Source organism: Streptomyces sp. NBC_00289, from assembly GCF_041435115.1.
In the GTDB taxonomy this organism is placed as follows: domain Bacteria; phylum Actinomycetota; class Actinomycetes; order Streptomycetales; family Streptomycetaceae; genus Streptomyces.
The window spans coordinates 729,985-752,580 of sequence record NZ_CP108046.1 but is presented as its reverse complement, the minus strand read 5'-3'; the positions used below and the strand labels follow the sequence as shown (position 1 = coordinate 752,580).

Below are 22,596 nucleotides of genomic sequence, written 5' to 3'. Positions count from 1 at the left end.
TCTGATATCGACCTGCCTCCCAATGCCTCTCCGACAGGCTTGGGTGGCTTTTCCTGCGTCTATACCAGAATTCTGCGAACGTCAACACCGGAAATCATTTGTTGAGCCGCAGTTAATTTAAGTGAAACAAAGTGGCCGGAACCTATTGGTGTCTTGCCGTGCCAGAGCCGACACAATCGGCGCTGAAGGCATCTGCGGTCGAGTGTCCCCCGCCAGCACCTATGCGGCAAGAATCGAGGCACTCGAAATACCGGATTCGGCACCGCCGACCGGGCCTTGCGTGAACTTTTCACGTCAGGGCACTCCATCCTCTTCCGCACCTCAGCAGGCCATTTTGCCTGCCCGTGTTCGGGCACGAATTTTCGCCGAGTCACAAGAATTCGGCGTCAGAGGAGTGTTTTAGCCATGCGCCAGCTAGATGCTTTGTCAATCAGTATCGGCGTACTCGGAGGAGCCGCCACGCTGATGACCGCAACCGTCCTGACCATTCCGGTCTGGGTCATCTTCATCGCCTGGGCCTCCTTCTTCATCCTCGGAGCCGGCACCGAGGGCCTGGTGAGATCGATCGCCTCGAACCTGACCGGCATTGCCATCGCCTCGCTGACACTGCTGGTCATCCACGCGCTGGGCGGTGGCACCACCACCGCCGCCATCACCGTGGGTGTCGGCAGCGCCGCCATGGTGCAGGCCTCGAAGATTCCCCTGCTCTCGAAACTCCCGGCCATCGTGTGGGGATTCGCCTCCACGGTGGGCACGGTGGCCGCCACCGGCCACGACATCACCACCACATCCATCAGCAACCCGGCGCTCGTCGCGGCGCTGGCCATGGTCCTGGGCGCGGTGTTCGGCATCGCCTCGGAGTACTGGGGAGCCGCGATGACCCCCCGCCCGGCCACCGAGCCGGCCCCGGAAGGACGGTCATGAAGCTACAGCACCACCTGGGCGGCCTGGAGAACGTCGGCCCCGTCACCTACGAACCCCGCGTCTTCGTCGAGGACTGGGAGCAGCGCATCTTCGGCATCCACGTCGCGATGATGGGCCTGAGCGCCCACCTCCCAGACGCCGTACCCCGGTACCCGATCGAGGACGTGCCCACCTCCTTCTCGTCCGTCTGGACCTGGGCGGACCTGCGCAAGGGCGCCGAGGCGATGCCCCCCTTCGCCTACTTCCAGTACCGCTACTACGAGAAGTGGCTCGGCGGCATCAGCGGATTCTTCGTCTCCCAGGGCTACATCACGGAGGAGGAACTGGAGGCGAAGGCCGACGAATACCTCCGGGATCCGGGACTCGCGCTCGCCGAGGGCGGGGACGAAGGCATCGACGACCAAGTCATCCGCTACCTGCGCGAGGGCGACTCGCCCCGCCAGGGTCCGGCCGAGTCCCCCGCTTTCGCCGTCGGCGACCGAGTGACCGTCAAGGACGTGCCGCCCACCGACCACACCCGGCTGCCGGGCAATCTGCGCGGCCGCACCGGCACCGTGGAGCGCGTCTTCGAGGGCAACTACGGCTACTTCTGCTCCACCGGCCCCGACGGCGTCGGAGAGCCCATGCCCGTCTACGCCGTCCGCTTCGAACCCACCGGCATCTGGGGCGAACTCGCCGAACCCGGCGCCGTGCTCTACGGCGAGCTCTACCAGGCCTATCTCACCCCCGCGACGGAGGAACAGCAGTGACCGTGCAGTTCGGCTACCCCGAGGACCGCGAAGCCCGCAGTGCCGCCCGCGTGCGGGCGCTGGAAACCCTGCTCATCGAGAAGGGCGTGATCACCGACGCCACCGTCGACAAGGTGCTCGGCTACTTCGAGACCGACATGACACCGCTCAACGGAGCCAAGATCGTCGCCCGTGCCTGGACCGACCCGGAGTTCGCCGAACGGCTCGTCAAGGACACACCGGCCGCCGTCGCGGAACTCGACCTCCCCATCGGCATGGACGGCGCCGAAGGCGAACACCTGCAAGCAGTGGCCAACACCCCCGGCGTGCACAACCTGGTCATCTGCACCCTGTGCTCCTGTTTCCCCTGGCCCGTGCTCGGCCTCCCGCCGTACTGGTACAAGGACCCGACCTTCCGCGCCCGCGCGGCCCGGGAGCCCCGTGTGGTGCTCAAGGAGATGGGACTGGACGTCGACCCGTCCGTCGAACTGCGCGTGTGGGACAGCAGCGGTCATTCGCGCTGGTTCGTCGTTCCGCAGCGGCCCGCAGGAACCGACGGCATGACCGAGGAGGAACTCGCCACGCTGGTCACCACCGAGTCGATGATCGGCATCGCCGAGGCTCCGTCACCCGCCGCCTGAGCCGTATCCGAGCACCAGCGAAACCACACTTGGAGAAAGGGGATCCCATGGAGGCCACCGCCACCACCGCACCCCTGCACGACACCTGCGTCACCGACACGAACGCACCCACTTTCGACGCCGACTGGCAGCGCCGCGCGTTCGGCGTCGCCGTCGCCCTGTCGGAGTTCGGCCACTACCCCTGGGACGCGTTCCAGCAGAGACTCGTCGCCGCCATCGGTGAGTGGGAGGCCACCTCCGCGACGGAGCAGGACAGTTGGCAGTACTACGAGCACTGGCTCGCCGCACTCGAAGGCGTACTGGTCGATCACGATCTGATCGCCGAGGACGAGATGCGTGCCCGGCTCGGGGCCTGACCCGTTCCACGCCCCGGACCACCGGGACGTCCGTTCCCTCCCGTCCCCCGGGGCCGCACCCGCGACTGACTCCGCCGGGGTGCGGCCCCGCTCCTCTCGCAGCTGACCCACGGCACCGTGCGGTGCCCCCTGCCAAGGATGTGTGTGTGACCACTACGACCATCACCGCCGGCCGATGGACCCGCGCCGAACGGCTGCGCATCACGGGCATCGTCGGCGTCATCGCGGCCCTGCACGTCGCCGGATGGAGCCTGTACCTCTTCTACGCGAGCGGCCCGGCCGGCGCCGGTGCCTTTGCCGGAGCCGGAACCCTCGCCTACACCCTCGGGATGCGGCACGCCTTCGACGCCGACCACATCGCCGCCATCGACGACACCACCAGACTGATGATGCAACGCGGACGCAGACCCGTCGGCGTGGGCTTCTTCTTCGCCATGGGTCACTCCACCGTGGTCCTCGCCCTCTCCTTCGTCGTCGCGCTCGCCGCGGGCGCCGCCGGCTCGGGCATCGGCACCTTCCGCCACGTCGGAGGCCTTGTCTCGCAGGTCGTGGCCGTGCTGTTTCTGCTCCTGGTCGCCGTGCTCAACGTCATGGTGCTGGCTGGCATCGTCGGCCTGTGGCGGCGTATGGCGGAGGGTCGGCTCGACGAGGGTGAGCTCGAGCAGCAGCTGCTCAACCGGGGCCTGATGAACCGCATCCTCGGCCGCCGTACCCGCGGGCTGATCCGCTCGTCATGGCACATGTACCCGGTCGGCATCCTCTTCGGCCTCGGCCTGGAGACCGCCAGCGAGATCACCCTGCTCTCCCTGTCCGCCAGCGCCGCCACCCACGGGTCCGGCCTGCCCCTCCTCGCCGTCCTCTCCCTCCCGCTGCTCTTCGCCGCGGGAATGAGCGCCTTCGACACCGCCGACAGCATGCTGATGACACGCCTGTACTCGTGGGCGTACCGCAGCTCCGCGCGCAGGCTCTACTACAACATCGCGACCACCGGCATGACCGTGGCCGTGGCCGCGTTGATCGCCAGTGTCTACGTCGCCGGACTCGCTGCCGACGCCACCGGAGCCGGGGGAGCCCTTGCCGCCTACGCTTCCCTGGCGGATCACTTCGAACTGCTCGGCTACATCGTGGTCGCCGTCTTCGCGGCCTCCTGGCTCTCCGCCGCGGCCGTCTGGCGCTACCGCGGACTCGGCGAGAAGTACGGCAACCGGCAAGGTGCCGCCGATGACGTGCCCGAGCGCTTCTGAGCTCTGGTAGCGGCGGAGTGCTGCCCTCTGTGACGCCGTGGCCGCCGCCCTGCCGGCGTGGGGACCCGCCGTTCGGTTCGCACCGCGTGCGCCGGCGGATGGCCAGAGTCCAGCCGACGGCTGTGACCGCGGCCGGCGCGAGAGCGGCCAGCATCAGTGTGGTGTGGGCAAGCAGCCCAACTGTCAGGTCGCGGTGAGTGTGCACGCGGTCTCCGACACCGCGTCGTGTCCGCCGCAGTGGCGCCTGTTCGTGCCCCAGGAGTGGGTGCAGGATCCGGTCCGCCGGCGCAAGACCGGGATCCCGGAGGAGATCGGACACCGGGAGAAGAGGCGCCTGGCTCTGGACGCCGTTGCCGGGCTGGTGTATTGGGGTCTGGTTCCGCCGGTGCTGGTGGCCGACGCCGGCTACGGGCAGAACGCAAGCCCATCCTCGTTCGGAGGGGGGTGTCCTGAGGACATCCCAGGGCTCCCCAGTCTCTGAAGACAATTTCCGTGCCCCACCGATGTGGCGCACGTGTGCGGTGTGTCAGCATGACGGCTGCCCCGGCTTCCCTGCGCCGCAGCGCGAGGCTGGGGCGTGTCCATGCACAGGGAGGGACCACTTTGAAGAAGTACGCCGTGTTGATCGCCGCTGCCGCCATGGCCGCCGGCACGCTTGCCACCGCCCCGGCCTTTGCCGCGACCGATCCGAAGACCGTTCACTTCGGCGGATGGCAGTACGACAGCCCCGGCAGCGACACCCGCTCCAACACGAGCCTGAACAACGAGTGGATCAACATCCACAACGGCAACTCCGCCGCGGTGCAGCTCAAGGGCTGGTCTGTGGAGGATACGGCGGGGCACCGCTACGTCCTGCCGTCGTACAAGCTCGGCGCGGGCAAGACGGTCAAGCTGCACACCGGGCGGGGCACCAACACCGCAGGCCACCTGTACTGGGGCAGCGGCAACTACATCTGGAACAACACCCAGGACATGGCGTTCCTGATCAAGCCCAACGGTTACGACTTCCGGGCCTGCTTCGCCGGCCACGACTTCGATGACCCCAACCCGTACAACTGCCACAACGAGAGCTGACCGCCGCAGTGGTGGAGCCCCACCGGCCGTCACCTCATTTCCCACCCGGCTGGTTCTGCGGGTGCGGAGTGACGTCGCGGCCGACTTCGGTTGCAGCCTTGATGATCTCCGCGCTGAACAACTGAGTTGAACCCGCGATATGACGTGAGACAGGGCCCGGTGGAAGCCGGGCCCTGTCTCACGCCCGGGAAGCCGTGGACATGGTGGTGCCAGGAGTCCCGGCGGTAGTGCCTGCGGTACCCGGAGGTGGGCAGCGTATGGGTTGGAGACGACCCCTGTGCGCACGGGAATCTGAAGCCATGACGCGACGCAAGGCAGTAATCATTCCCTCTGAGCTTGTTCCGCTTTGACGGACACCATCGGTGTGGTGGTCAGGCTGCGAGTGCGGTCTCGTATTCGGCGGGACTGCGATAGCCGAGGCTGCTGTGCAGACGGTGCAAGTTGTACCAGCCCTCGATGAAATCGAAGATCGCGGTGCGGGCGGCGGCCCGGCTGGGCCAGGAGACGGCGTCGAGCAGCTCCCTTTGACGGTGGCGAAGAACGACTCGGCGAGTGCGTTGTCCCAGCATTGTCCGGTGCGGCCGACCGACAGACGCACCCCCAACTGGTCTGCCAGCGCGGCGAATTGCTGGCTCGTGTACTGACAGCCACGATCCGAGTGAAAGATCACCGGCCGGGTGGGACGGCGCTTGCGGCAGGCGGCCGTGAGGGCATCGGCGACCAGATCGGTCCGCAGGTGGTCGGCTGTCGCCCAGCCGACCACGCGACGGGAGGCGATGTCGATGACGGTGGCCAGATAGAGCCAGCCCTCCTCCGTGGCGATGTAGGTGATGTCGCCGCACCAGCGGGCATCCAGGCCGGCGGGGTCGGGCTGGAAGTCCCGGACGACGAGATCGGGCCGCAGGGCAACTCGTGGATCGGGGATCGTCGTCAGGTGCCGTCGTCTGCGGTGTCGGCCCTGCAGGCCGGCAGCCCGCATCAGCCGCGCGACACGTCGGCGGCCACATCCGGCGCCTGCCCGCTTGAGCACGGCATGGACGCGCGGGGCGCCGTAGGTTCCCCGCGATCTCGTATGGACGTCGGCGATCTGTTCCGCCAGCTCGGCGTCACGGACCGCGCGGGGACCAGGCTTGGCAGCGCGGCGGGCATAGAAGGCGGTCCTGGAGACCTTCAGCAGCTCACACGCTCGTTTGACGCTGTGACCTGCACGCTTCTCCGCCTCGATGAACGGGTGCACCGTCACCGGGTCTCCTTCGCGAAGAAAGCCGTGGCCCGCTTGAGGATGTCGACGTCCTCACGCAGACGGCGGTTCTCCCGCCGCAGTGCGGCCAGTTCCTCACGTTCGCTGCTGGTCAGGCCGTCCCGCTCGCCCGCATCGACCTCGGCCTGCTTCACCCAGTCACGCACCGCGGTCTCGGTCAGATCGAAGTCCTTGGCGATCTGACCGACCGAGCGGTCACCGCGTCGACACAGCTCGACGATCTCCGCCTTGAACTCCGGCGTGAACGAGCGACGAGGGCGAGGCTTCTTCTTCCCCATGCTCTCCATGATGGACATCCTCCCGGGGCTGAACCCCTGATCTCGGATGTCCGTCAAAGCGGATCAAGCCCACTCGGTCCTCCTCTCCCTCGGTGCCGTGGCGGTTGCCACTCCGGCCATCGGCGATGCCATGGACAAGTCACCGACTCAGGTTCCAGCGTCCGCCGGCCTTTCCAAGACATCGGCCACAGGGCAACGGGCGGGCGGCGTGGTCGATGCCATCGAGCGCAGTGCCCACACATTGAGGAGCACCGAGCCCGAAGGCAGTCTGCGGGACCTGGACGCGCTGGGCCGTATGGTCACGGACGCCGAGGTAGTGGGTCTGGGCGAGGCCAGCCACGGATCGCAGGACTTCTTCCGCATGAAGCACCGGGTCTTCCGTTACCTGGTGGAGCAGAAGGGCTTCCGGACCTTCTCCCTTGAGCTCGCCTGGAGCAGCGGTCTACGGCTCAACGACTACGTACTGAACGGCAAAGGCAACCTCAAGGACATAGCGAACGAGGAGTTCCAGGGGGCGTACCGGATCTGGAACAACCAGGACTACATCAACCTCATCGAGTGGATGCGGGACTACAACCGCCAGCACCCGAAGGACAAGGTGCAGTTCATGGGCAACGACATGGGATACGCCGGGCCGGAACTGTACGAGAAGGTGACCGACCAGGTGGCGCGCCAGTATCCGCAACTGCTGGAGCGCGTCGCCGAGTTGTACCGCGGCCTGGCGCCGACCACCGACGCCGGCACCTACAGCGGGGACTACCTGAAGCTGCCACTGGCCGAGCGCGAGGAGCGGGCGGAGCGGACCGGGAAGGTGTACGAGCTGCTGCGCAAGCAGCGCCCCGGCTCCGGCGCCGACCGGCAGGAGCACCTGTGGACCGTGCAGCACGCCAGGGCCATCCATCAGATGGCCAAGGGCTACTCCCTCGACATCACCGACGAGGCCCAGGTCGCGGAGATGATGAGGCTCCGTGACCAGGTGATGGCGGAGAACGTGGCCTGGTGGAACAAGCACACCGGCGACCGGATCCTGCTGTCGGCGCACAACACCCATGTGTCGTACGACTCCTTCGACGAGCGGTACCCCAAGACCCAAGGGGCGTTCCTGCGCGACGCGTTGGGCAGGAAGTACGTCAGCATCGGCTTCAGCTTCTTCAAGGGCTCCTTCAAGGCGTTCGGCACCGACGACAACGTGATGCGCACCTACAGCGTGGGTGCCGCGAAGCCCGGCTCCAACGAGGAGACCCTGGACAAGGTCCGTCAGGACGACTACATCCTCGACATGCGCACGGTCCCCAACTCCGCGCGCGCCTGGCTCGACACGTCGCGGGTCACCTGGAACATCGGCGCCGGATGGCCCGACCCCGTGACGTACAAGATCGCCCTTGGCCAGTCACATGACGTCCTCATCCACCTGAACGAGATCGAGGCCACCGAGTACCTGGGCAAACTCTGACCCACAAGGTGTGGCGCGGCCATCCTCCGGGCGCCCGCGCCGCGCGTTCTTTGCACCCTATCCGCAGCGGACTGCCGCGCCCAGATCGCCTCGCAGCCCTCGACACCTTCGGACCCGGCGGCCGCGCTGCCCGTCGACGCGGCGGCGCTACGCGCCCGGCAGCTTCTGCCGATGACGGCTCAGGGCTGGTCGGGAGGCGTGTCCGGCAGGTACCAGCCGTGGGTGGCCGTGCACTCCTTCGTCCACTCCATCAGCAGACCTGCGCCCTCCTTGACGCGAAGCCCGAGGTAGACCGGCCGCCCCTGTTCGTCGTCCTGCGGGGCCACCCCGCCTATGATGCGGTTGCCCCGGCAGCGTGAACACTGCGGTAGCCGGTCGGAGAACTCCAGCAACGCCATGGCCGGCCTCTTGCTCTGGACGTGGCCCTCCACCCACGATCTGCTGACCTGCGCCGTCAACCCTCCCGCAACGTGGGCGCCCGGACACGGATTCTGTCCACAGGGGAACGGGTCTCGCCGTCGCCCGAATCCTGGTTCTGGATCACTTTCAGTGCTGGGGCCACGGAGGGTCACCGAAACCGCGATCATGAACGGTCGTGGGTGATGTTCTCCTCCAGAACCTGTGGTTCCACCAGGTCCAAGGTGTCGTGATCGAAAACGTTGTGCCTGACGGCGAGTTGGTGGCCGTGCGGGCCCGGGCGGTTGCGGAGCGGGTCGTATGTCCAGCGTGCGGGACGCTGTCGTCTCGGGTGCACAGCCGGTACGTACGGCGGCTCGCCGACAGCTCGGTCAGAGGGCGTCCGGTGCTGATCGAGTTACAGGTGCGGCGGTTCCGCTGCGGCCAACGTTTGTGCAGACAGGCGACGTTCGCCGAGCAGGTCGACGGACTGACCGTCCGGCACGGCCGACGCAGCGCCGGGCTGCAGACAGTGCTGGAGCGTGTGGCGGTGATGCTGGCCGGCCGTGCCGGTGCCCGCCTCTCCCAGACTCTGGCCGCCGGGGTGAGCAGGTCGACACTGCTGCGGTTGATCCGTCGCCTGCCGGAGCCCGAGACCTCGACACCGCGGGTGCTCGGGGTGGACGACTTCGCGCTGCGCAAGGGCCACAAGTACGGCACGATCCTGATCGACATCGAAACCCGTCAGCCCATCGACCTGCTGCCGGACCGGACGACGTCGACGGTCGCCAAGTGGCTCGCCGACCATCCCGGCATCGAGGTGATCTGTCGGGACCGCTCCACCGCCTATGCCGAGGCCGGACGGCTCGGCGCCCCGAACGCCATCCACGTCGCGGACCGATGGCACATCTGGTCGAACCTTACTGAGGCCGTCGAGAAGACAGTCGTTCAACACCGCGCTCTGCTACGTGAGCCGCACGACGCCGCCACGGCCCAGGCCGTCGCGGACACGGAGAACACGAACCTCGATCCGCCCTCTCCCAGAGGGCCGCGGACAACCGGCCGACTCTCCGACCGCATCCGGGAACAGCACGCGGCTATCCACGCTCTCCTCGAGCAGGGCATCGGACTGCGCGCGATCGCCCGCCAACAGGGGCTGGCCCGCAATACCGTCCGCCGCTTCGCCAACGCGGCAAGCGCGGACGAACTCCTGGTTGGCCGGTGGACCGGCCGAGCCAGCATTCTCGACCCCTACAAGCCTTACCTGCACCAGCGGTGGGCGGAGGGCTGCACCGTCGCCCGCCGCCTGTTCGAGGAAGTACGCGAACGTGGCTACCCCGGCGGCGAGAACGTGGTGAAGGTCTACGTGGCCAAACTCCGCGAGAACTTTCCGCACGACCCGCCCCACAAGACGCCGTCCGTGCGGAATGTGACCAGCTGGCTCACCCGCCATCCCGACCGCCTCACCGAGGACCAGACCCAGCAGCTCAAAGCGATCCTGGCTCGCTGCCCCGCGCTCGACCGCACCGCCCACCACGTCCGCACGTTTGCCGAGCTCATGAACAACCGTCAGGGCCGGGACCTGAACAAGTGGATCACGAGCGTCCGGGCCGAGGACCTGCCAGCCCTTCATACCTTCGTCACCGGTCTCGGCCAGGATCTCGATGCCGTCGTCGCCGGCCTCAGCCTTCGCTACAGCTCCGGCGCGGTCGAGGGTCAGAACAACAAGATCAAGATGTTGAAGCGGCAGATGTTCGGCCGAGCCAACTTCGACCTGCTCCGCAAACGGGTCCTCCTCACCGCGCGATGCCGTTCATGATCGCGGTTTCGGTGACCCTCCGTGGCCCTAGCACTGAAAGTGATCCAGAACCCAGGTTCAGCCGACGCCGACAACGGGCGTCTGCTGGATGAATGATCGACAGCGACGACACGCAGCCGCCGGCCCCGCGCCGCAGCAGGGGCCTGGACGCCCTCAAGCCGCGGAGCGCAAGGTGTTCATCCGGCCCGCGCCGCAATCCGCGAAGGCTCAGGTGGAATTCCTCTACACGGGCGGGCGCCAAGAAGTCCACGAAGGCTGTGGCTGAACAGCTGGGCGTCTCGACCCGCATCCTGCAGCGCTACCGCGCCGGACAGCAGACGAAGCCAGAAGCGCCTGCCGGCCGCGCTGGTGGAGGATGCCGAGACCCCGTGGGCAACCGCAGGTCAGGGCGCAGCGCGGGAGCGTGGGGCGACGACCACCGGCATGCAGGTGGAGGTGTACGCCTACTTCGGATCCACCTGCACCGGAAGCTCGGACGACGGCCGCGAGCGGTTCATCAGCGCGACGATCTGGTCGTCGAGCAGGTCCGCGAGCTCGGCGGAGGCCGCCTCGGAGGCGGAGGTGTCCTGGAGCACGGCCGGTTCGCCCCCCACCTCAAGGGTGGAGCAAACCTCTACCTCTTTCTACAGCGACCCACCCTCATCGTGCTCGACCCTCATCGCTGGGCTGTCGTGGGGATGGCGTTGTCGATGAGGACGGCGGCGATGGCGGCGGCGGTGGGGAAGCTTTCGGTGTTGAGGACTCGCGTGCGGGCCGCGGCGCCGTCGAGGAGCAGTGCCAGTTGTTCGCCGAGTTGTTCAGGGTGGGTGGCGCCGGCTTCGCGTGCGGTTTCTGCCAGGCGCGCGGCGATGGCTTGCTTGTAGTCGCGTGCGTATTGGGACGCGGGGTGTTGGGGGTCGTGGAGTTCGACGGCCGCCGCGATGTACGGGCACATGGGGGTGAGCTCTTGCGTCCCGGACGCGGGCAGCTCGAAGGCGGCGAGCAGTCGTTCGCGGGGGGTGAGGTCGGTGCGGTCGAACACCGCGGACATGACGTCGGGATCGAATCGGCGAAGGTATTCGGCGACGAGTTCGTCCTTGGTGGTGAAGTGCTGGTAGGCGGTGCGCTTCGAGACCTCGGCCACTGCGCACAGCTGGTCCATCCCGGTGCGGTTGATGCCCTGGTCGCCGAACAGTTGCCGGGACGCGCCGAGGATGCGTTCGCGTGCGCCCCGGCCGCGGCGTCGGCCTTGGGGGCCCTTCTCCAGCTCCGTCATATCCACAGTCTAACGCAGTCGGGTACTGATCGGTATACATAGCTTGCGCTCCAGTCGGCCCTCGGATACGTTAAGCACACAGGCCGGTGTACATAACGTCTCGGCTGTTCCGAATACTCGTCAGCTCAATGGAGTGATCATGGGAAAGCTCGATGGCAAGGTAGCGGTGATCACCGGCGCCTCAACCGGCATGGCGCTGGCCGGCGCCCAGCTGTTCGTTGAAGAAGGGGCCTACGTCTACATCCTGGGCCGGCGGCAGGAAGCCCTCGACGAAGCCGTCAAGGTGATCGGCCGCAACGTCACCGCCGTGCAGGGTGACGCGGCCGAGCTGGCCGACCTTGACCGCCTCTACGAGACGGTCAAGAAGGAAAAGGGTTCGATCGACGTCCTGTGGGCCAGTGCCGGAATGGGTGAGCAGGCCAAGCTTGGCGAGATCACCGAAGAGCAGTTCGACCGCGCCTTCTTGCTCAACGCGCGCGGCACCCTGTTCACGGTGCAGAAGGCGCTGCCGCTGCTCAACGATGGCGCCTCGATCTTCATGACCGGCTCGAACGCCTCCCTGCGCGGCTTTCCCGGATGGAGCGTGTACGCCGGCAGCAAGGCCGTGCAGCAGGCCTGGGCCCGCGTGTGGCTCAACGAGCTCAAGGACCGGAAGATCCGGGTCAACGTACTCACCCCCGGCCAGGTCGCCACAGCGAAGCAGGAGGAAGTCTTCGACGAGGCCACCAAGAAGGCCTTCGAGTCCCTGATCCCCCGCGGAGAGATGGGTCGCCCCGAGGAGATCGCCACCGTCGCACTCTTCCTCGCCTCCGACGACTCCAGCTACGTCAACGGACTGGAACTGACCACAGACGGCGGCACCACCGTCGTCTAACCGCCAGACACTGGCAAATACGGGGCACGCACGCATTTACCAGCGTGGACACGGGCGAAGGAGCTGTCCTCGAAACTCGCCCCGCGCCGCGCCACCATCCAGTCCTTCATCGACTGCATGCACGGCGGCGCAGACGAAGACGCCCTCCCGGTGTACTCGCTGAGAACGTGGTGCTGATCAGCCCGCTCGGCGACGAGCCACTCATTGGCCGTGAGGCCGTCACGGGAGCCATACAGACCGTCAGCAGGGTGGCGACCGACCTCAGCTAGAGGGAGGTCCTTACCGGCGAGAGCCACCACGCGGCCTTCTTTCGGTTGCAGATCGAAGACACCATGGTCAACGGCATGGACCACATCCTGCTCGACGCGGACGGCAAGATTGCCGAGGTGACCATCTTCTGGCGCCCGCTGCCGTCCGCCGTCGAGACGCAGGGGCACCTTGCCCACCTCCTCGGCATGTGGTCCTGGGAACTGCGTACGGACGGGAAGTAACGATCATGGACTCCGTCGTCCCATCTCCATGACCTGACTCCTTGGAGTAACTCAGCTTTGCGGCCTACTTGGCTGGGTGTCCGCTGGATTGGGATCTCGATGTTCCGGGAGACGGCGACTGCGAGTCGGCAGCCTGAAGCGGCACGTCAGAGGTGATGCCGAGGTACCTGACAAGTAGCGGCTGGCCCAGTGCGCCGCAGTCGACGCGCTGGGCCAGGACCGACACGAACGAGACAAATGGAAAGCTCCAGAACAAGGAAGAGGGCACACCGCATGAGCAGCATCACCATCATCGGCACCGGGAACATGGCCCGCGCCATCGGCACGCGGGCGGTAGCGGGTGGCAACACCGTCGAGGTCATGGGCCGCGATCAGTCCAAGGCCGCTGACCTGGCCAAGGCTCTCGGCGGCGGCGCCACGACGGGAGAGTGGGGCGCCGTCCCGGCCGGGGACATCGTCATCGTGGCCCTGTTGTTCGACGGCGTCGTTCCGGCCGTCGCTAGGTACGGCGACGCACTCGCGGGCAAGGTCATCGTCGACATCAGCAACCCCTTCAATTCCACCTTCGATGGGCTGGCCCACCGCGAGCAGACCTCGATCGCGCAGGAAGCCGCCAAGGTGGTGCCGGCCAGCGCCAGCGTGGTGAAGGCGTTCAACACCGTCTTCCGTCATGTCCTGGAGAAGGGTCGGCCCGTCGTCTTCGTCGCCGGCGACAGTGCGCAGGCCAAAGCGGGCGTGGCGGAGTTCGTCAAGAGCCTCGGGCTGCGCCCGCTGGACGTCGGCGACCTGAAGATGGCGCATTGGCTGGAAGGAGCGGGCCTGGTCACGGTGGGCCTCGCCGGTCAGGGAGTGGGTCACTGGGACTTCGCCCTCGGCGTCGACGAATTTGCCGGCTGAGCCGCACCGCCCCTCGGCCCACGATTCGTAACTTCTCGTAGTGGACGTGGACTTCACGCGGAGGGCGGTAACCCACCGCCGACTGGAGGCGTATGTCCCTGCCGGGCGGCCTCGCGCTTCAGGTAAGTAACCCGGGGAAGTGGTGACACACTCGGCATGGCAAGCTCCTCGGGCCTGACCGGCAACTACGTCGTGGGTGGTGCCCCGCCCGCCGTACCATGGGCAAGCGCTTGCGGGAACAGGGTCGGAACTGAAGGCGGCACGCATGGGTATCGGGGACGACACGGACTCCCTCGACGAGGCGACGAACGTGTTCATGACGGCGCGTCCCCATCTCTTCGGCATCGCCTACCGAGTCCTCGGCAGCACCACGGAGGCCGAGGACGTGCTCCAGGACGCGTGGCTGCGGTGGCAGGGCACCGACCGTGACGTGGTCCGCGAGCCGCAGGCGTTCCTCGCCACTGTCACCGCCCGGCTGGCGCTGAACGTTGCCCAGTCCGCCAGGGTGCGGCGCGAGTCGTACATCGGACCCTGGTTGCCGGAGCCGGTCGACACGCGCGCGGACCCGCAGTTGGGCGCCGAGCGGGCCGAGGCGCTCGACACGGCGGTGCTCTTCCTGTTGGAGCGGCTCAACCCCGTGGAAAGGGCCGCCTATGTGCTGCGGGAGGCCTTCGACTACCCCTACCAGCAGATCGCGGACATGCTGGAGTCCAGCGAGACCAATACGCGCCAGCTGGTCAGCCGGGCGCGCAAGCACATCTCGTCGGAGCGTCGCAAGCCCGTCGAGGCCACCGAGCACCGACGGTTGATGGAGGTGTTCCTCACCGCGGCACAGACCGGCGATCTGGCCGTGCTCGAAGGCATCCTCGCCGACGATGTGGTCAGCTACACCGACGGGAACGGGCTGCGCGGGGCGTCCAGGATTCCGGTCGTCGGTTCGGTGCACGTCTCCAGGTACCTTGCAGCCTTCGCCCCGCGCTTCTGGCCGCAGAAGGAGATCCACTGGGTCGAGGCCAACGGCGGGCCTGCCGCCCTCGTCTCGGCCGGCGGGACGGCCGTCGTTCTGCTGACCCTGGACATCTCGGAACGCGGCATCGAGCGGGCCATGTGGGTCATGAATCCGGAAAAGCTGGCACCCTTCGTGGCGTCCCTGGACTGTGGCACCACGTTCTCCTCCTGAACGCCGCCGTGCGCGTGACAAGCGCATGGAGACCGTCGGCATCCACCCGGACATCGCGGACTATCAGGACCTCGCACACGTCTTCGATCTCAAGTCAGCCGCGCTGGCGGCCCGGGCCACCCTCGAATCGGCCCTCGAGCGTCGCGAGACGCGTGGCTGCCACAACCTCAGTGACTACCCCGATCTGGATTCCGCTCTGCAGGTCAATCTCGTGTGGTCCCCGACGACGGGCGTCACCCGCGAGAGCATTCCGGCCGTTCCCGACGAGATTTCCTCGCTGGTGGAGGAAGTCTCGGCCGCGGCCAAACTCGTCGAATAGGGGTTGTCACAAACAGGGCCCGTGCCCGGTCTCTACTGCTACAGGCACCAGGGAAACCCGAAAGGAACCCCGTCATGAAGGTCGTAGTAATCGGTGGAACCGGGCTCATCGGCTCGAAGGTGGTCGCCAGGCTCCGCGAGCACGGGCACGAGGCGGTCGTGGCGGCGCCCAGCACCGGCGTCAACACGTTGACGGGTGAGGGGCTGGCCGAAGTCCTGCAGGGTGCGTCGGTGGTGGTCGACGTGTCGAACTCGCCCTCGTTCGAGGACGAGGCCGTCATGGACTTCTTCCACACATCGACGACCAATCTGCTGAAGGCGGAGATCGAGGCGGGCGTCGCGCATCACGTGGCACTGTCCGTGGTCGGCACCGATCGCCTCCAGGAGAGCGGATACTTCCGCGCCAAGCAGGCCCAGGAAGACCTGATCAGGGCGTCCGGCAACCCCTACTCCATCGTGCACGCCACCCAGTTCTTCGAGTTCGCGAAGGGACTCGCCGACGGGGTCACCGAGGGTGACACCGTGCGCCTGCCCGATGCCAAGATCCAGCCCATCGTCTCCGACGACGTGGCCGCGGCCGTCGGCCTCACCGCGGTCGGGGACCCTGTCTGCGGCGTGGTCGAGGTCGCCGGTCCCGAAGCGTTCCAGCTCGAGCAGTTCATCCGCATGGGACTCAGCGCCCAGAACGACCCCCGCAAGATCGTCACCGACCCGCAGGCGACGTACTGGGGCGCCGAGTTGGAGGAGACCACGCTTCTGCCGGGTACCGACGCACACATCGCCGGCACGAGGTTCGCCGACTGGCTCGCGCAGCAGTAGACATCGATTCGGGTGGCCCTTTTCTCCGGGACGGGGCACCCGATCCTTTCGGGGAACGGCTCACCGGATTCCGCCGCAAGGCAATCGACACGTGTCTTCGGTTGCCCATGGCAACGCGGCGACAGCACAGGAGCACCATGGCCAAAACCCATGAAGGACGCACCGATATCGCGGTCGCGATGGTGGCGCTGACCGCAGAAGCGGCCGAACTGCAGACCCGCGTCACCCAACTGCGGAGGGAACTGGTGGATGTCGACTGACGCATGACAGCCGTCTCGGCCGCTCCGTACCGGCTTTCGCCCGCATGACATCTGGGAGAGAACGTGAGCAACTCCGGTCAAGGAGGAATCGCCCCAGGCGCCGGCGTGGGAACGCGAGTCGGTGAGCATTTAGGCCGACGTCGCTTCGCCTTCGAGCTGCCTGGTCGGATCTCCCTGCGGGAGGAAATGCCCAGCTTCGAGAACACCTTGCGGAGGTGCCATTCGGCGTGGGGACTGATGAACAACTGGGCGCAGATCTCGGGGTTCGTGAGCCCGTCGCCGGCGAGGCAAGCGATCTGCGCTTCCTACGGAGTGAGGGCTCCATGCGTCGGGGCGGTGCGTTTACGAACCTTCGCTCCCGTGGCCTGCAGCTCGCGTCGCGCACGCCCCGCGAACGCCTCGGCCCCGACCTGGTTGAGCATTTCGTGGGCGGCGGCCAGGTGAGCACGGGCGTCTGCGCGGCGGTTCTCGCGGCGAAGCCACTCACCGTAGAGAAGCTGGACGCGTGCGAGCTCCGTCCGCACCTCGGCGTTGCCGAGCCGCTCGATCGCCTGGCGGTACAGAGCGTCGGCGGCCTGCCCGTCGCTCACCAGCACTGACCCTGGCCGAGGTGCCAAGAGCCCATTCGGTGCCGCTGGCCAGCGCCATGTCGTGGATTGTTTGGCCCGTCTCGGTTGCGTGTTCCGGGCTTCCGAGTCGTGCTGATGCCTCGATGAGCTCAACCATCGACTGGAGGTACAGGCCGAGTTCCTGTGGCTTCTCACAACCGCGCTTGGCAGCCGCGTAGGCCTCCTCGTATCTCCGAAGCCGTTATAGAGCACCGCCGCCGCCCACTGCATTTTCGGCAGCGGCAGGAGTGCCGCGTGCCGGCCGAGCCTGCCGGTGCGGGCTACCGGGGTGCCCTGGCCATGCAGGGCCGGGAAACGCATAACGCTCGGTGGTGATTACCTCGCTGTCGGAAACGCAAAAATCTATCCTGGCTGAAGTAGACATTGGGTGATCGTGCGGCTATGGTTTCTCTCGTAGCCGAGATCGAGAAGGGCCCGGCAGAGATGAACTGCCGGGCAGCAGTACGCAGTTGCAGTGCGCAAGACGGTACGGCGGTGGAGTTCCGAAGCCAGCGTGGTCTTAGGACGGCGACGGGACTGACGGCCGGACCGGGTGGCCCGCAGTGATCAGGGGCCGCCGTAGCGGTACCGCAGTACCAGCAGCACGGTTTTCGAGTGGTTCCCCGGTGAAGGCGTCTGGCTGCGGGCGCGCGCACCGGGAGGTTCGGCAGCGGGGTTCCAAGCCAGAGCAGGTGCAGCACGGGCGACGGGGCTGGCTGTCGAAACGTGGCGCTGTTGAAGGCCACCAGCAGTACGCAGTACCGGTTTGGCAAGTGATTGATCCAGAGGGAAGAACGGAGGGGTTGAGCGCCATCAGGATCGCCCGGGCGGAATGCATGGGCCCGGGTACCGCAGGACATCGATAGTGAGGTGGTCTCCGGTCACGCATTCGCGATCCCCGCACTCCCGGCAGCGTTCAGGCCGGGCCCGCGGAAACAGAAGGCCGGCGCAGCATGAGGGCCGGCAGATGGTGTGACAGTTCCTTCGGGGCCCTGGTGCCGGTACGGCACCAGGGCCCCTCGACGCGTTTTACGAAGAGGTGCGATGACAGCAGACGATTCCTACGGCCGTCTCGACGACGACGACTACCCCGCCTACACCATGGGCCGGGCCGCCGAGATGCTCGGCACCACCCAGGGCTTCCTGCGCGCCATCGGCGAAGCCCGCCTCATCACCCCGCTGCGCTCCCCGGGCGGCCACCGCCGCTACTCCCGCTACCAACTGCGCATCGCCGCCCGCGCCCGCGAACTCGTCGACCAGGGGAACCCGATCGAGGCCGCCTGCCGCATCGTCATCCTCGAAGACCAACTCGAAGAAGCCCAGCGCATCAACGCCGCCCACGCCCGAAGCGGCCAGGCGCCCGACACACCGCCCACGCGCTCCCGCCGGACCGCGCCCACCACCGCTTCCGGACGCCAGACGGCACGGTAAAAGCCGTGCCGCTAGGTACACTCCCGCCGCGTCGGCAGAGATACACGACGCGGATGCTTCTCGCGTCTCGGGCTGCCGGCAGGCCTGGCTGCTCGGGGCGAGGCCGGGTGGCACGCCGTTTGGCGGCTCCAGCGCCGTATGCCGGTGCGGATGTCGGAGCGTTGAAGGAGTAGAGGCTCAGAGGCTTGTCCAGGCGTCGAGGAATGCTTTACGTCCGGCGGGATCGTCCCACCTGTGGTCGGCGTGCAGGACGTGCCAGGCGGTCAGTTCGAGATCGCGGAGCCACAATTCCCCGATGACTTGTGTCTTGAGGTCGGGAAGACGGTCGGACTCGGCGAGGGCTTGACCGATCACTTCCCCGGCTGCGAGGCGCTGGGGCGGGGTCATCTCATCGATGGCCGAGAGGATCTGTCGGGCCAGGGCGGTTCCTTCGCCTGCCAGGGATTGCAGCACCTTGGCCTTGATGTTGGCAGGTAGCAGGTAGGCGGTGCCCGAGGACCTCCACAGGTTGGACCAGAAGCGTTCTCCGGCCGCGGTGGGGGCGGGCAGCGCGGCCAGAAGGCCAGATGACCGATGGCTGCGTAACTACTGGAGTGAGCGGCTGCGACGACGGCGATGCGGGAACGGCAGCCCCTGTGTGGTCGCATGCTCAGACCCCCGACTCCGGCCACCGCAGCCGGATCAGCGCGTCGGTGGCCGAGGGAGTGGAGGGCGGGCGGACCACCGTGCCCTGGAACGTGGCGTAGGGCCACTCCTCGGTGCTGTCGGGTTCCGCGCCGACGCCCGTCACGAAGCCGCGCAGGATCCACCCCGGGCCGTCGTGGCCCAGCACCCGCGCGGTCTGGCGGTCCTTGCCGGGAGGTCCATGGATCCGCACGATGGCCTGGAGTTCGGGCCCCGCGGGGCCGACGCGCTCCTCCGCGGAGCCGCCCCGGCGGCGCATCGTACGGGCCAGATCCTCACGGACACTCGCCCAGGAGGTGTCCCCGAGTGCGCGGAACGCCTGGAGCTGGATCGCGGTCCGGCCGCGGATGACGGTGACGCCGGCGAGGGAGCCGTCCTCGCGGGACGACATGAGCTCGATCTTCAGACCGGGCTCCGTCGGCACCAACAGGCCACCAAGATCGATCAGTTCGCCACTCTGCGGCCGACGGTCGTCCCTCTCGTCCCACGGCCCGACGACAAGGCAGCTCTCCTCCGCGGCCTCCAGCAGGGCGTCCACCGCTTCCTCGGACAGCGACTCCTCGGCGATCACGGAGACCAGGAGCTCCAGCAGTCGGTCGAGGGTGATCAGGTCGCGTCGTGAGGTCTCCGAAGCCGCCGCCTCGTCCCCCAGCATGGCCCTGGCCATCAACTCGGCCGTTTCCTCGTCCGACCCGGGCGCCGGACGACCGGGGTCGGTCCGGCCGTCCTCCTCACGCAGTTTGACCAGTATCTGATAGGCGACGAGCAGTACCAGGCCAGGGGTCATCCGGTCCCAGACGTCGAACTCCGCACGCTCCACGCTCTCCGGCGCGACGAATCCGTCGCGCCGGAACTGCACGACTACCGAGCGTGCAGCGTCACTTGCCTCGCCCATTCCACCATCCCCTGAACATCTGGACCCCTCGGGCCAGCAAGATAGAACCTTCGTCAACTGCTGCCGAAGGCACGTGTGTTGCGCCCGGAACCGGCCACGCCGGGCGTTGTCGGCCTACGGGTGGATGTGCACCACCCCGTACCGACGAGAGCGCACCAACGTTGCCGCGGAGACGGGTCGTGTCCGTGAGTACGGGCGGCCGGTCGGGACCGCCCTTCCTGCGTTGGATCAGGATGCCTCCGTTACACGGTTGAAGAGCCGGCTGGCGAGGTCGACGCCTGTGACTGCGCCATTGACGTCGCGGGAGAAGTAGCCGCGCTGCCCCTTGAGGCCGCCCTCAGTGACGATGTACTCGTCGCCGTCGCCGGGAAGGAAGCCGATGTCCGCGGCCGGGTAGTCCGGGGGCATTTCCTCGTCCGATGCCTCGCGGATCTCCGGCTTGATCCCGACCGCCAGGGTGAGGCGGGTGCCGTCGGTGGCGATGTCGAGGTTCATGGCGTCGATCTCGTAGCGGCCGACGACCTGTTGGGCCTGTCCCTCGTCGTACGGGACCGGCTCCGTCGCCTTCTCGACGATGCCGAGGTAGTGCTCGATCGCCCACCGCACGACGGACTGGTTGAAGGGGTAGCCGTCCGGGCCGGCGTTGGCCAGGGAGACCACCGCGAAGTTGCGCTCGGGCACGATGAGCAGCTCGGCGAACTGGCCGTTACCCGAGCCGCCGTGGCCGATCCCGTGGAGGCTGTCCAGGTCGTGCAGGAACCAGCAGATGCCGAAGCCGTTGCCGAGCGTGCTGGCGCGCAGCTCGACCGTCTGCTCCCGCATGCGGTGCAGCGCCTGGGAGGGCAAGACGCCATCGCCGTCGCCGAGTTGGAATCGTGCCCAGCGCAGCAGATCGCTCACCGAGGAGGCGAGGCCGCCACCGGGGTTGTCGCCGCGCGCGCCCTCCTTGAACGCTCCCCAGGGCCGGGCGGGATGCAGTTCGCCGTCGTCGCCGCGGTTGTAGCCCACAGCGAACTTGCGGACCATCACCTCGGACAGGCCGTACACGGTGTCCGCAAGGCCCATCGGCTCCAGGACGAGCGAGGTCATGGCCTGCTCGAAGGGCAGGCCCGTGACCTTCTCGATGATCCGCCCGGCCAGGTTGTATCCGGCCTGGCTGTACGAGGCGCGGGCCCCGGGCGGTGCGATCAGCGGCAGCTGGGGCAACTTCGCCACGAGCCCGGCCAGGGAGCGGTCGCCCTCGCCGTCGTCGATCAGGTTCCAGTCCAGGCCCGCGGTGTGGTTGAGCAGGTTCAGGACGGTGATCTGCGCTGCGGCCTGCTCGTTGGCGAGCTTCAGCTCGGGGACGTAGCGCCGCACCGGCGCGTCCAGGTCCACCTTCCCCTCGGCGACCAGGCGCATCAGCGCGGTCGCCGTGAAGGTCTTGGACACCGACGCCAGAGGGAACAGTGTCTTCGCGTCGACCGGCAGCGGGTTGCTGAGGCTCGTCATGCCGTGTGAGGCGTAGATCTCCTGGCCGTCCAGGAGCACCCCGACGGCGACACCTGGCACTGCGAGCTCCGTGGCCTGCGCCTTGACGAACTCCGACAGCTTGTCCTGCGACATTGCTCCCCCTTCGGCCACTTGAACTAAGTACGAGAGCACCGTAAACCGCCACTCGAACAAAGTGCAAGGCTTGGCATGAACTAAGTGCAAGTAGGGTGGTGGCCATGCCGCGAGACACACTGACCGCAGACCGGATCGTCCGTGCGGCCATCGAGTTGCTCGACGACGAGGGACTGGACGGCCTCAACATGCGCAGCCTGGCGAAACGGCTCGGCTCGGCCGCCACGGCCGTCTACTGGCACATCAAGACCAAGGACGATCTGGTCCGACTCGCCAGCGACGCGATCTGGCACGAGGTCGAGCTGCCCGATCTCGACGCCACCGATTGGCGCACGGCCGCCACCGCCCACGCCTCCGGCATGCACGCGATGCTCACCCAGCACCCCTGGCTCGTCCAGGCATTCGGCAGCCACCTCCTGCACGGACCCGGCCAGGCCCGGCACAACGACCTCAGCCTCGCCATCTATGAAAAGGCGGGCTTCGCCGCCGCCGACGCGGACTGGGCGGCTGCCACCGTGTTCACCTTCGTGCTCGGCAGCGCGCTCGGCCCTGCCGCGCAGGTCTCGCTGAACCGCCGGCTGAGGAAGAACGGCGCAGACGCCGAGCAACTGATGGCCGACGCCATGACGCGCGCCACCGAGACCGCCATGCAATTCCCGCGCCTGCGCGAACGCCTCGACACCACGGCTGCCACGGAGTACGCCGCAGCGCCCGACAACACCTTCGCGTTCGGCCTTCAGTCCCTCCTCGACGGCTTCGAGGCCCGCCTCACTGCCGACCGCGCCAGCCGGCGCGAGTGACCGCCCCGGACAACACCCGCCCGCCCAGCCCACAGCCCCCTTCCGGCTTCGCGCCGACGCACGAGCAGGCGAGGTGAGACAGAACGGGGATGCCGACGTGCCCCTGAGCGGTGCACTGACTCCGTACTCGGTGCAACGCTCAGACTGGTGCTGGGGCGGGTATCGAAAGTGGATCTTGGTCGTGACGTGATCTCGGTTTGTGGCGCGTGGAGATCTGTCGGACGAGCAATGGGCCGTGCAGGAGCCACTGTTGCCGTAGGGCAAGAAGCCTGGCAGCCCGCCGAAGTTCGAACCGGAGGACTACA

26 protein-coding genes and 3 pseudogenes are annotated in these 22,596 nt (G+C 67.4%); 18 read left to right on the top strand and 11 right to left on the bottom strand.

Translation table 11 applies throughout. From position 1 onward, the window contains the following. Positions 1-405: 405 nt before the first annotated feature. The 7 genes and pseudogenes from OG985_RS04085 to OG985_RS04055 all read left to right on the top strand — a co-directional run bounded on the left by OG985_RS04085 (position 406) and on the right by OG985_RS04055 (position 4,967). Entirely contained in the window at positions 406-924 is a 519-nt protein-coding gene (locus OG985_RS04085) for a DUF1097 domain-containing protein (protein WP_371666826.1), read from the top strand. Then, on the top strand, positions 921-1,673 hold the full coding sequence (gene nthB, locus OG985_RS04080) for a nitrile hydratase subunit beta (RefSeq protein WP_371666825.1): 753 nt from the start codon (positions 921-923) through the stop codon (positions 1,671-1,673). Before OG985_RS04085 ends, nthB begins: the two co-directional genes overlap by 4 nt. Continuing rightward, complete coding sequence (gene nthA / locus OG985_RS04075) at positions 1,670-2,293, top strand: nitrile hydratase subunit alpha (protein ID WP_371666824.1); 624 nt, start codon at positions 1,670-1,672, stop codon at positions 2,291-2,293. Before nthB ends, nthA begins: the two co-directional genes overlap by 4 nt. Positions 2,294-2,340: 47 nt before the next feature. After that, on the top strand, positions 2,341-2,649 hold the full coding sequence (locus OG985_RS04070; protein WP_371666823.1) for a nitrile hydratase accessory protein: 309 nt from the start codon (positions 2,341-2,343) through the stop codon (positions 2,647-2,649). Between the two features lie 146 nt (positions 2,650-2,795). After that, positions 2,796-3,893 (top strand): HoxN/HupN/NixA family nickel/cobalt transporter, encoded by a 1,098-nt coding sequence (locus OG985_RS04065; protein ID WP_371666822.1) that lies wholly within the window; start codon positions 2,796-2,798, stop codon positions 3,891-3,893. A gap of 151 nt (positions 3,894-4,044) precedes the next feature. Then, positions 4,045-4,314: pseudogene (locus OG985_RS04060) on the top strand (transposase); the annotation flags it as partial. Between the two features lie 182 nt (positions 4,315-4,496). Further along, complete coding sequence (locus OG985_RS04055) at positions 4,497-4,967, top strand: lamin tail domain-containing protein (protein ID WP_371666821.1); 471 nt, start codon at positions 4,497-4,499, stop codon at positions 4,965-4,967. Positions 4,968-5,338: 371 nt separating this feature from the next. On the opposite strand, the gene OG985_RS04050 is transcribed toward OG985_RS04055, so the two are convergent. The 3 genes and pseudogenes from OG985_RS04050 to OG985_RS04040 form a co-directional block, all read right to left on the bottom strand. Then, positions 5,339-5,536 (bottom strand): IS3 family transposase, encoded by a 198-nt coding sequence (locus tag OG985_RS04050; RefSeq protein WP_371666820.1) that lies wholly within the window; start codon positions 5,534-5,536, stop codon positions 5,339-5,341. A 5-nt stretch (positions 5,537-5,541) separates the two neighbouring features. Then, a pseudogene (locus OG985_RS04045) lies at positions 5,542-6,204 on the bottom strand (IS3 family transposase); the annotation flags it as partial. Between the two features lie 2 nt (positions 6,205-6,206). Beyond that, positions 6,207-6,515 carry an IS3 family transposase gene (locus OG985_RS04040; RefSeq protein WP_053743648.1) on the bottom strand — a complete coding sequence of 103 codons (309 nt, stop codon included), beginning with the start codon at positions 6,513-6,515 and terminating at the stop codon, positions 6,207-6,209. Between the two features lie 199 nt (positions 6,516-6,714). Here OG985_RS04040 and OG985_RS04035 point away from each other — a divergent pair, with 199 nt between their 5' ends. Next, positions 6,715-7,959 (top strand): erythromycin esterase family protein, encoded by a 1,245-nt coding sequence (locus tag OG985_RS04035; RefSeq protein WP_371666819.1) that lies wholly within the window; start codon positions 6,715-6,717, stop codon positions 7,957-7,959. A 179-nt stretch (positions 7,960-8,138) separates the two neighbouring features. Here OG985_RS04035 and OG985_RS04030 read toward each other — a convergent pair whose 3' ends face one another. Then, a complete protein-coding gene (locus OG985_RS04030) occupies positions 8,139-8,357 on the bottom strand; it encodes a hypothetical protein (protein WP_371666818.1) in 219 nt (72 codons plus the stop codon). A gap of 197 nt (positions 8,358-8,554) precedes the next feature. Here OG985_RS04030 and OG985_RS04025 point away from each other — a divergent pair, with 197 nt between their 5' ends. Beyond that, positions 8,555-10,174 (top strand): ISL3 family transposase, encoded by a 1,620-nt coding sequence (locus OG985_RS04025; protein ID WP_371666483.1) that lies wholly within the window; start codon positions 8,555-8,557, stop codon positions 10,172-10,174. Between the two features lie 443 nt (positions 10,175-10,617). On the opposite strand, the gene OG985_RS04020 is transcribed toward OG985_RS04025, so the two are convergent. Then, complete coding sequence (locus OG985_RS04020; protein ID WP_371666817.1) at positions 10,618-10,767, bottom strand: hypothetical protein; 150 nt, start codon at positions 10,765-10,767, stop codon at positions 10,618-10,620. 62 nt (positions 10,768-10,829) lie between these two features. After that, complete coding sequence (locus tag OG985_RS04015) at positions 10,830-11,429, bottom strand: TetR/AcrR family transcriptional regulator (protein ID WP_371666816.1); 600 nt, start codon at positions 11,427-11,429, stop codon at positions 10,830-10,832. Positions 11,430-11,568: 139 nt separating this feature from the next. Between OG985_RS04015 and OG985_RS04010 the strand changes: the two genes are divergently transcribed. The 7 genes and pseudogenes from OG985_RS04010 (at position 11,569) to OG985_RS03980 (ending at position 16,268) form a co-directional block, all read left to right on the top strand. After that, the gene (locus OG985_RS04010; protein ID WP_371666815.1) at positions 11,569-12,303 is read left to right on the top strand and encodes an SDR family NAD(P)-dependent oxidoreductase; all 735 of its coding nucleotides are present in this window, start codon (positions 11,569-11,571) and stop codon (positions 12,301-12,303) included. Positions 12,304-12,617: 314 nt separating this feature from the next. Next, the gene (locus OG985_RS04005) at positions 12,618-12,794 is read left to right on the top strand and encodes a hypothetical protein (RefSeq protein WP_371666814.1); all 177 of its coding nucleotides are present in this window, start codon (positions 12,618-12,620) and stop codon (positions 12,792-12,794) included. 273 nt (positions 12,795-13,067) lie between these two features. Then, positions 13,068-13,691, top strand: a complete 624-nt coding sequence (locus OG985_RS04000; protein WP_371666813.1) for an NADPH-dependent F420 reductase — start codon at positions 13,068-13,070, stop codon at positions 13,689-13,691. A gap of 265 nt (positions 13,692-13,956) precedes the next feature. Next, positions 13,957-14,871: an RNA polymerase sigma-70 factor gene (locus OG985_RS03995; protein ID WP_371666812.1), complete on the top strand. Its 915-nt coding sequence runs from the start codon at positions 13,957-13,959 to the stop codon at positions 14,869-14,871. A 16-nt stretch (positions 14,872-14,887) separates the two neighbouring features. Further along, positions 14,888-15,190, top strand: a pseudogene (locus tag OG985_RS03990) (succinate dehydrogenase); the annotation flags it as partial. 74 nt (positions 15,191-15,264) lie between these two features. Next, the gene (locus OG985_RS03985; RefSeq protein ID WP_371666811.1) at positions 15,265-16,008 is read left to right on the top strand and encodes an SDR family oxidoreductase; all 744 of its coding nucleotides are present in this window, start codon (positions 15,265-15,267) and stop codon (positions 16,006-16,008) included. Between the two features lie 137 nt (positions 16,009-16,145). Beyond that, positions 16,146-16,268 (top strand): hypothetical protein, encoded by a 123-nt coding sequence (locus OG985_RS03980; RefSeq protein ID WP_371666810.1) that lies wholly within the window; start codon positions 16,146-16,148, stop codon positions 16,266-16,268. A gap of 77 nt (positions 16,269-16,345) precedes the next feature. Here the strand turns inward: OG985_RS03980 and OG985_RS03975 are convergent, their stop codons facing one another. Beyond that, on the bottom strand, positions 16,346-16,564 hold the full coding sequence (locus OG985_RS03975; protein ID WP_371674253.1) for a helix-turn-helix transcriptional regulator: 219 nt from the start codon (positions 16,562-16,564) through the stop codon (positions 16,346-16,348). Between the two features lie 9 nt (positions 16,565-16,573). Then, positions 16,574-16,858 carry a hypothetical protein gene (locus tag OG985_RS03970; protein WP_371666809.1) on the bottom strand — a complete coding sequence of 95 codons (285 nt, stop codon included), beginning with the start codon at positions 16,856-16,858 and terminating at the stop codon, positions 16,574-16,576. Positions 16,859-17,920: 1,062 nt separating this feature from the next. On the opposite strand from OG985_RS03970, the gene OG985_RS03965 reads away from it, so the two are divergent. Then, entirely contained in the window at positions 17,921-18,307 is a 387-nt protein-coding gene (locus OG985_RS03965; protein ID WP_371666808.1) for a MerR family transcriptional regulator, read from the top strand. Positions 18,308-18,484: 177 nt separating this feature from the next. On the opposite strand, the gene OG985_RS03960 is transcribed toward OG985_RS03965, so the two are convergent. From OG985_RS03960 to OG985_RS03950, 3 genes are all read right to left on the bottom strand, one after another. Further along, a complete protein-coding gene (locus OG985_RS03960) occupies positions 18,485-18,760 on the bottom strand; it encodes a hypothetical protein (protein ID WP_371666807.1) in 276 nt (91 codons plus the stop codon). 196 nt (positions 18,761-18,956) lie between these two features. Next, complete coding sequence (locus OG985_RS03955; protein ID WP_371666806.1) at positions 18,957-19,850, bottom strand: DUF3710 domain-containing protein; 894 nt, start codon at positions 19,848-19,850, stop codon at positions 18,957-18,959. A gap of 264 nt (positions 19,851-20,114) precedes the next feature. Next, the gene (locus tag OG985_RS03950) at positions 20,115-21,491 is read right to left on the bottom strand and encodes a serine hydrolase domain-containing protein (protein ID WP_371666805.1); all 1,377 of its coding nucleotides are present in this window, start codon (positions 21,489-21,491) and stop codon (positions 20,115-20,117) included. A gap of 104 nt (positions 21,492-21,595) precedes the next feature. Between OG985_RS03950 and OG985_RS03945 the strand changes: the two genes are divergently transcribed. Further along, positions 21,596-22,291, top strand: a complete 696-nt coding sequence (locus tag OG985_RS03945; protein ID WP_371666804.1) for a TetR/AcrR family transcriptional regulator — start codon at positions 21,596-21,598, stop codon at positions 22,289-22,291. Positions 22,292-22,596 lie beyond the last annotated feature (305 nt).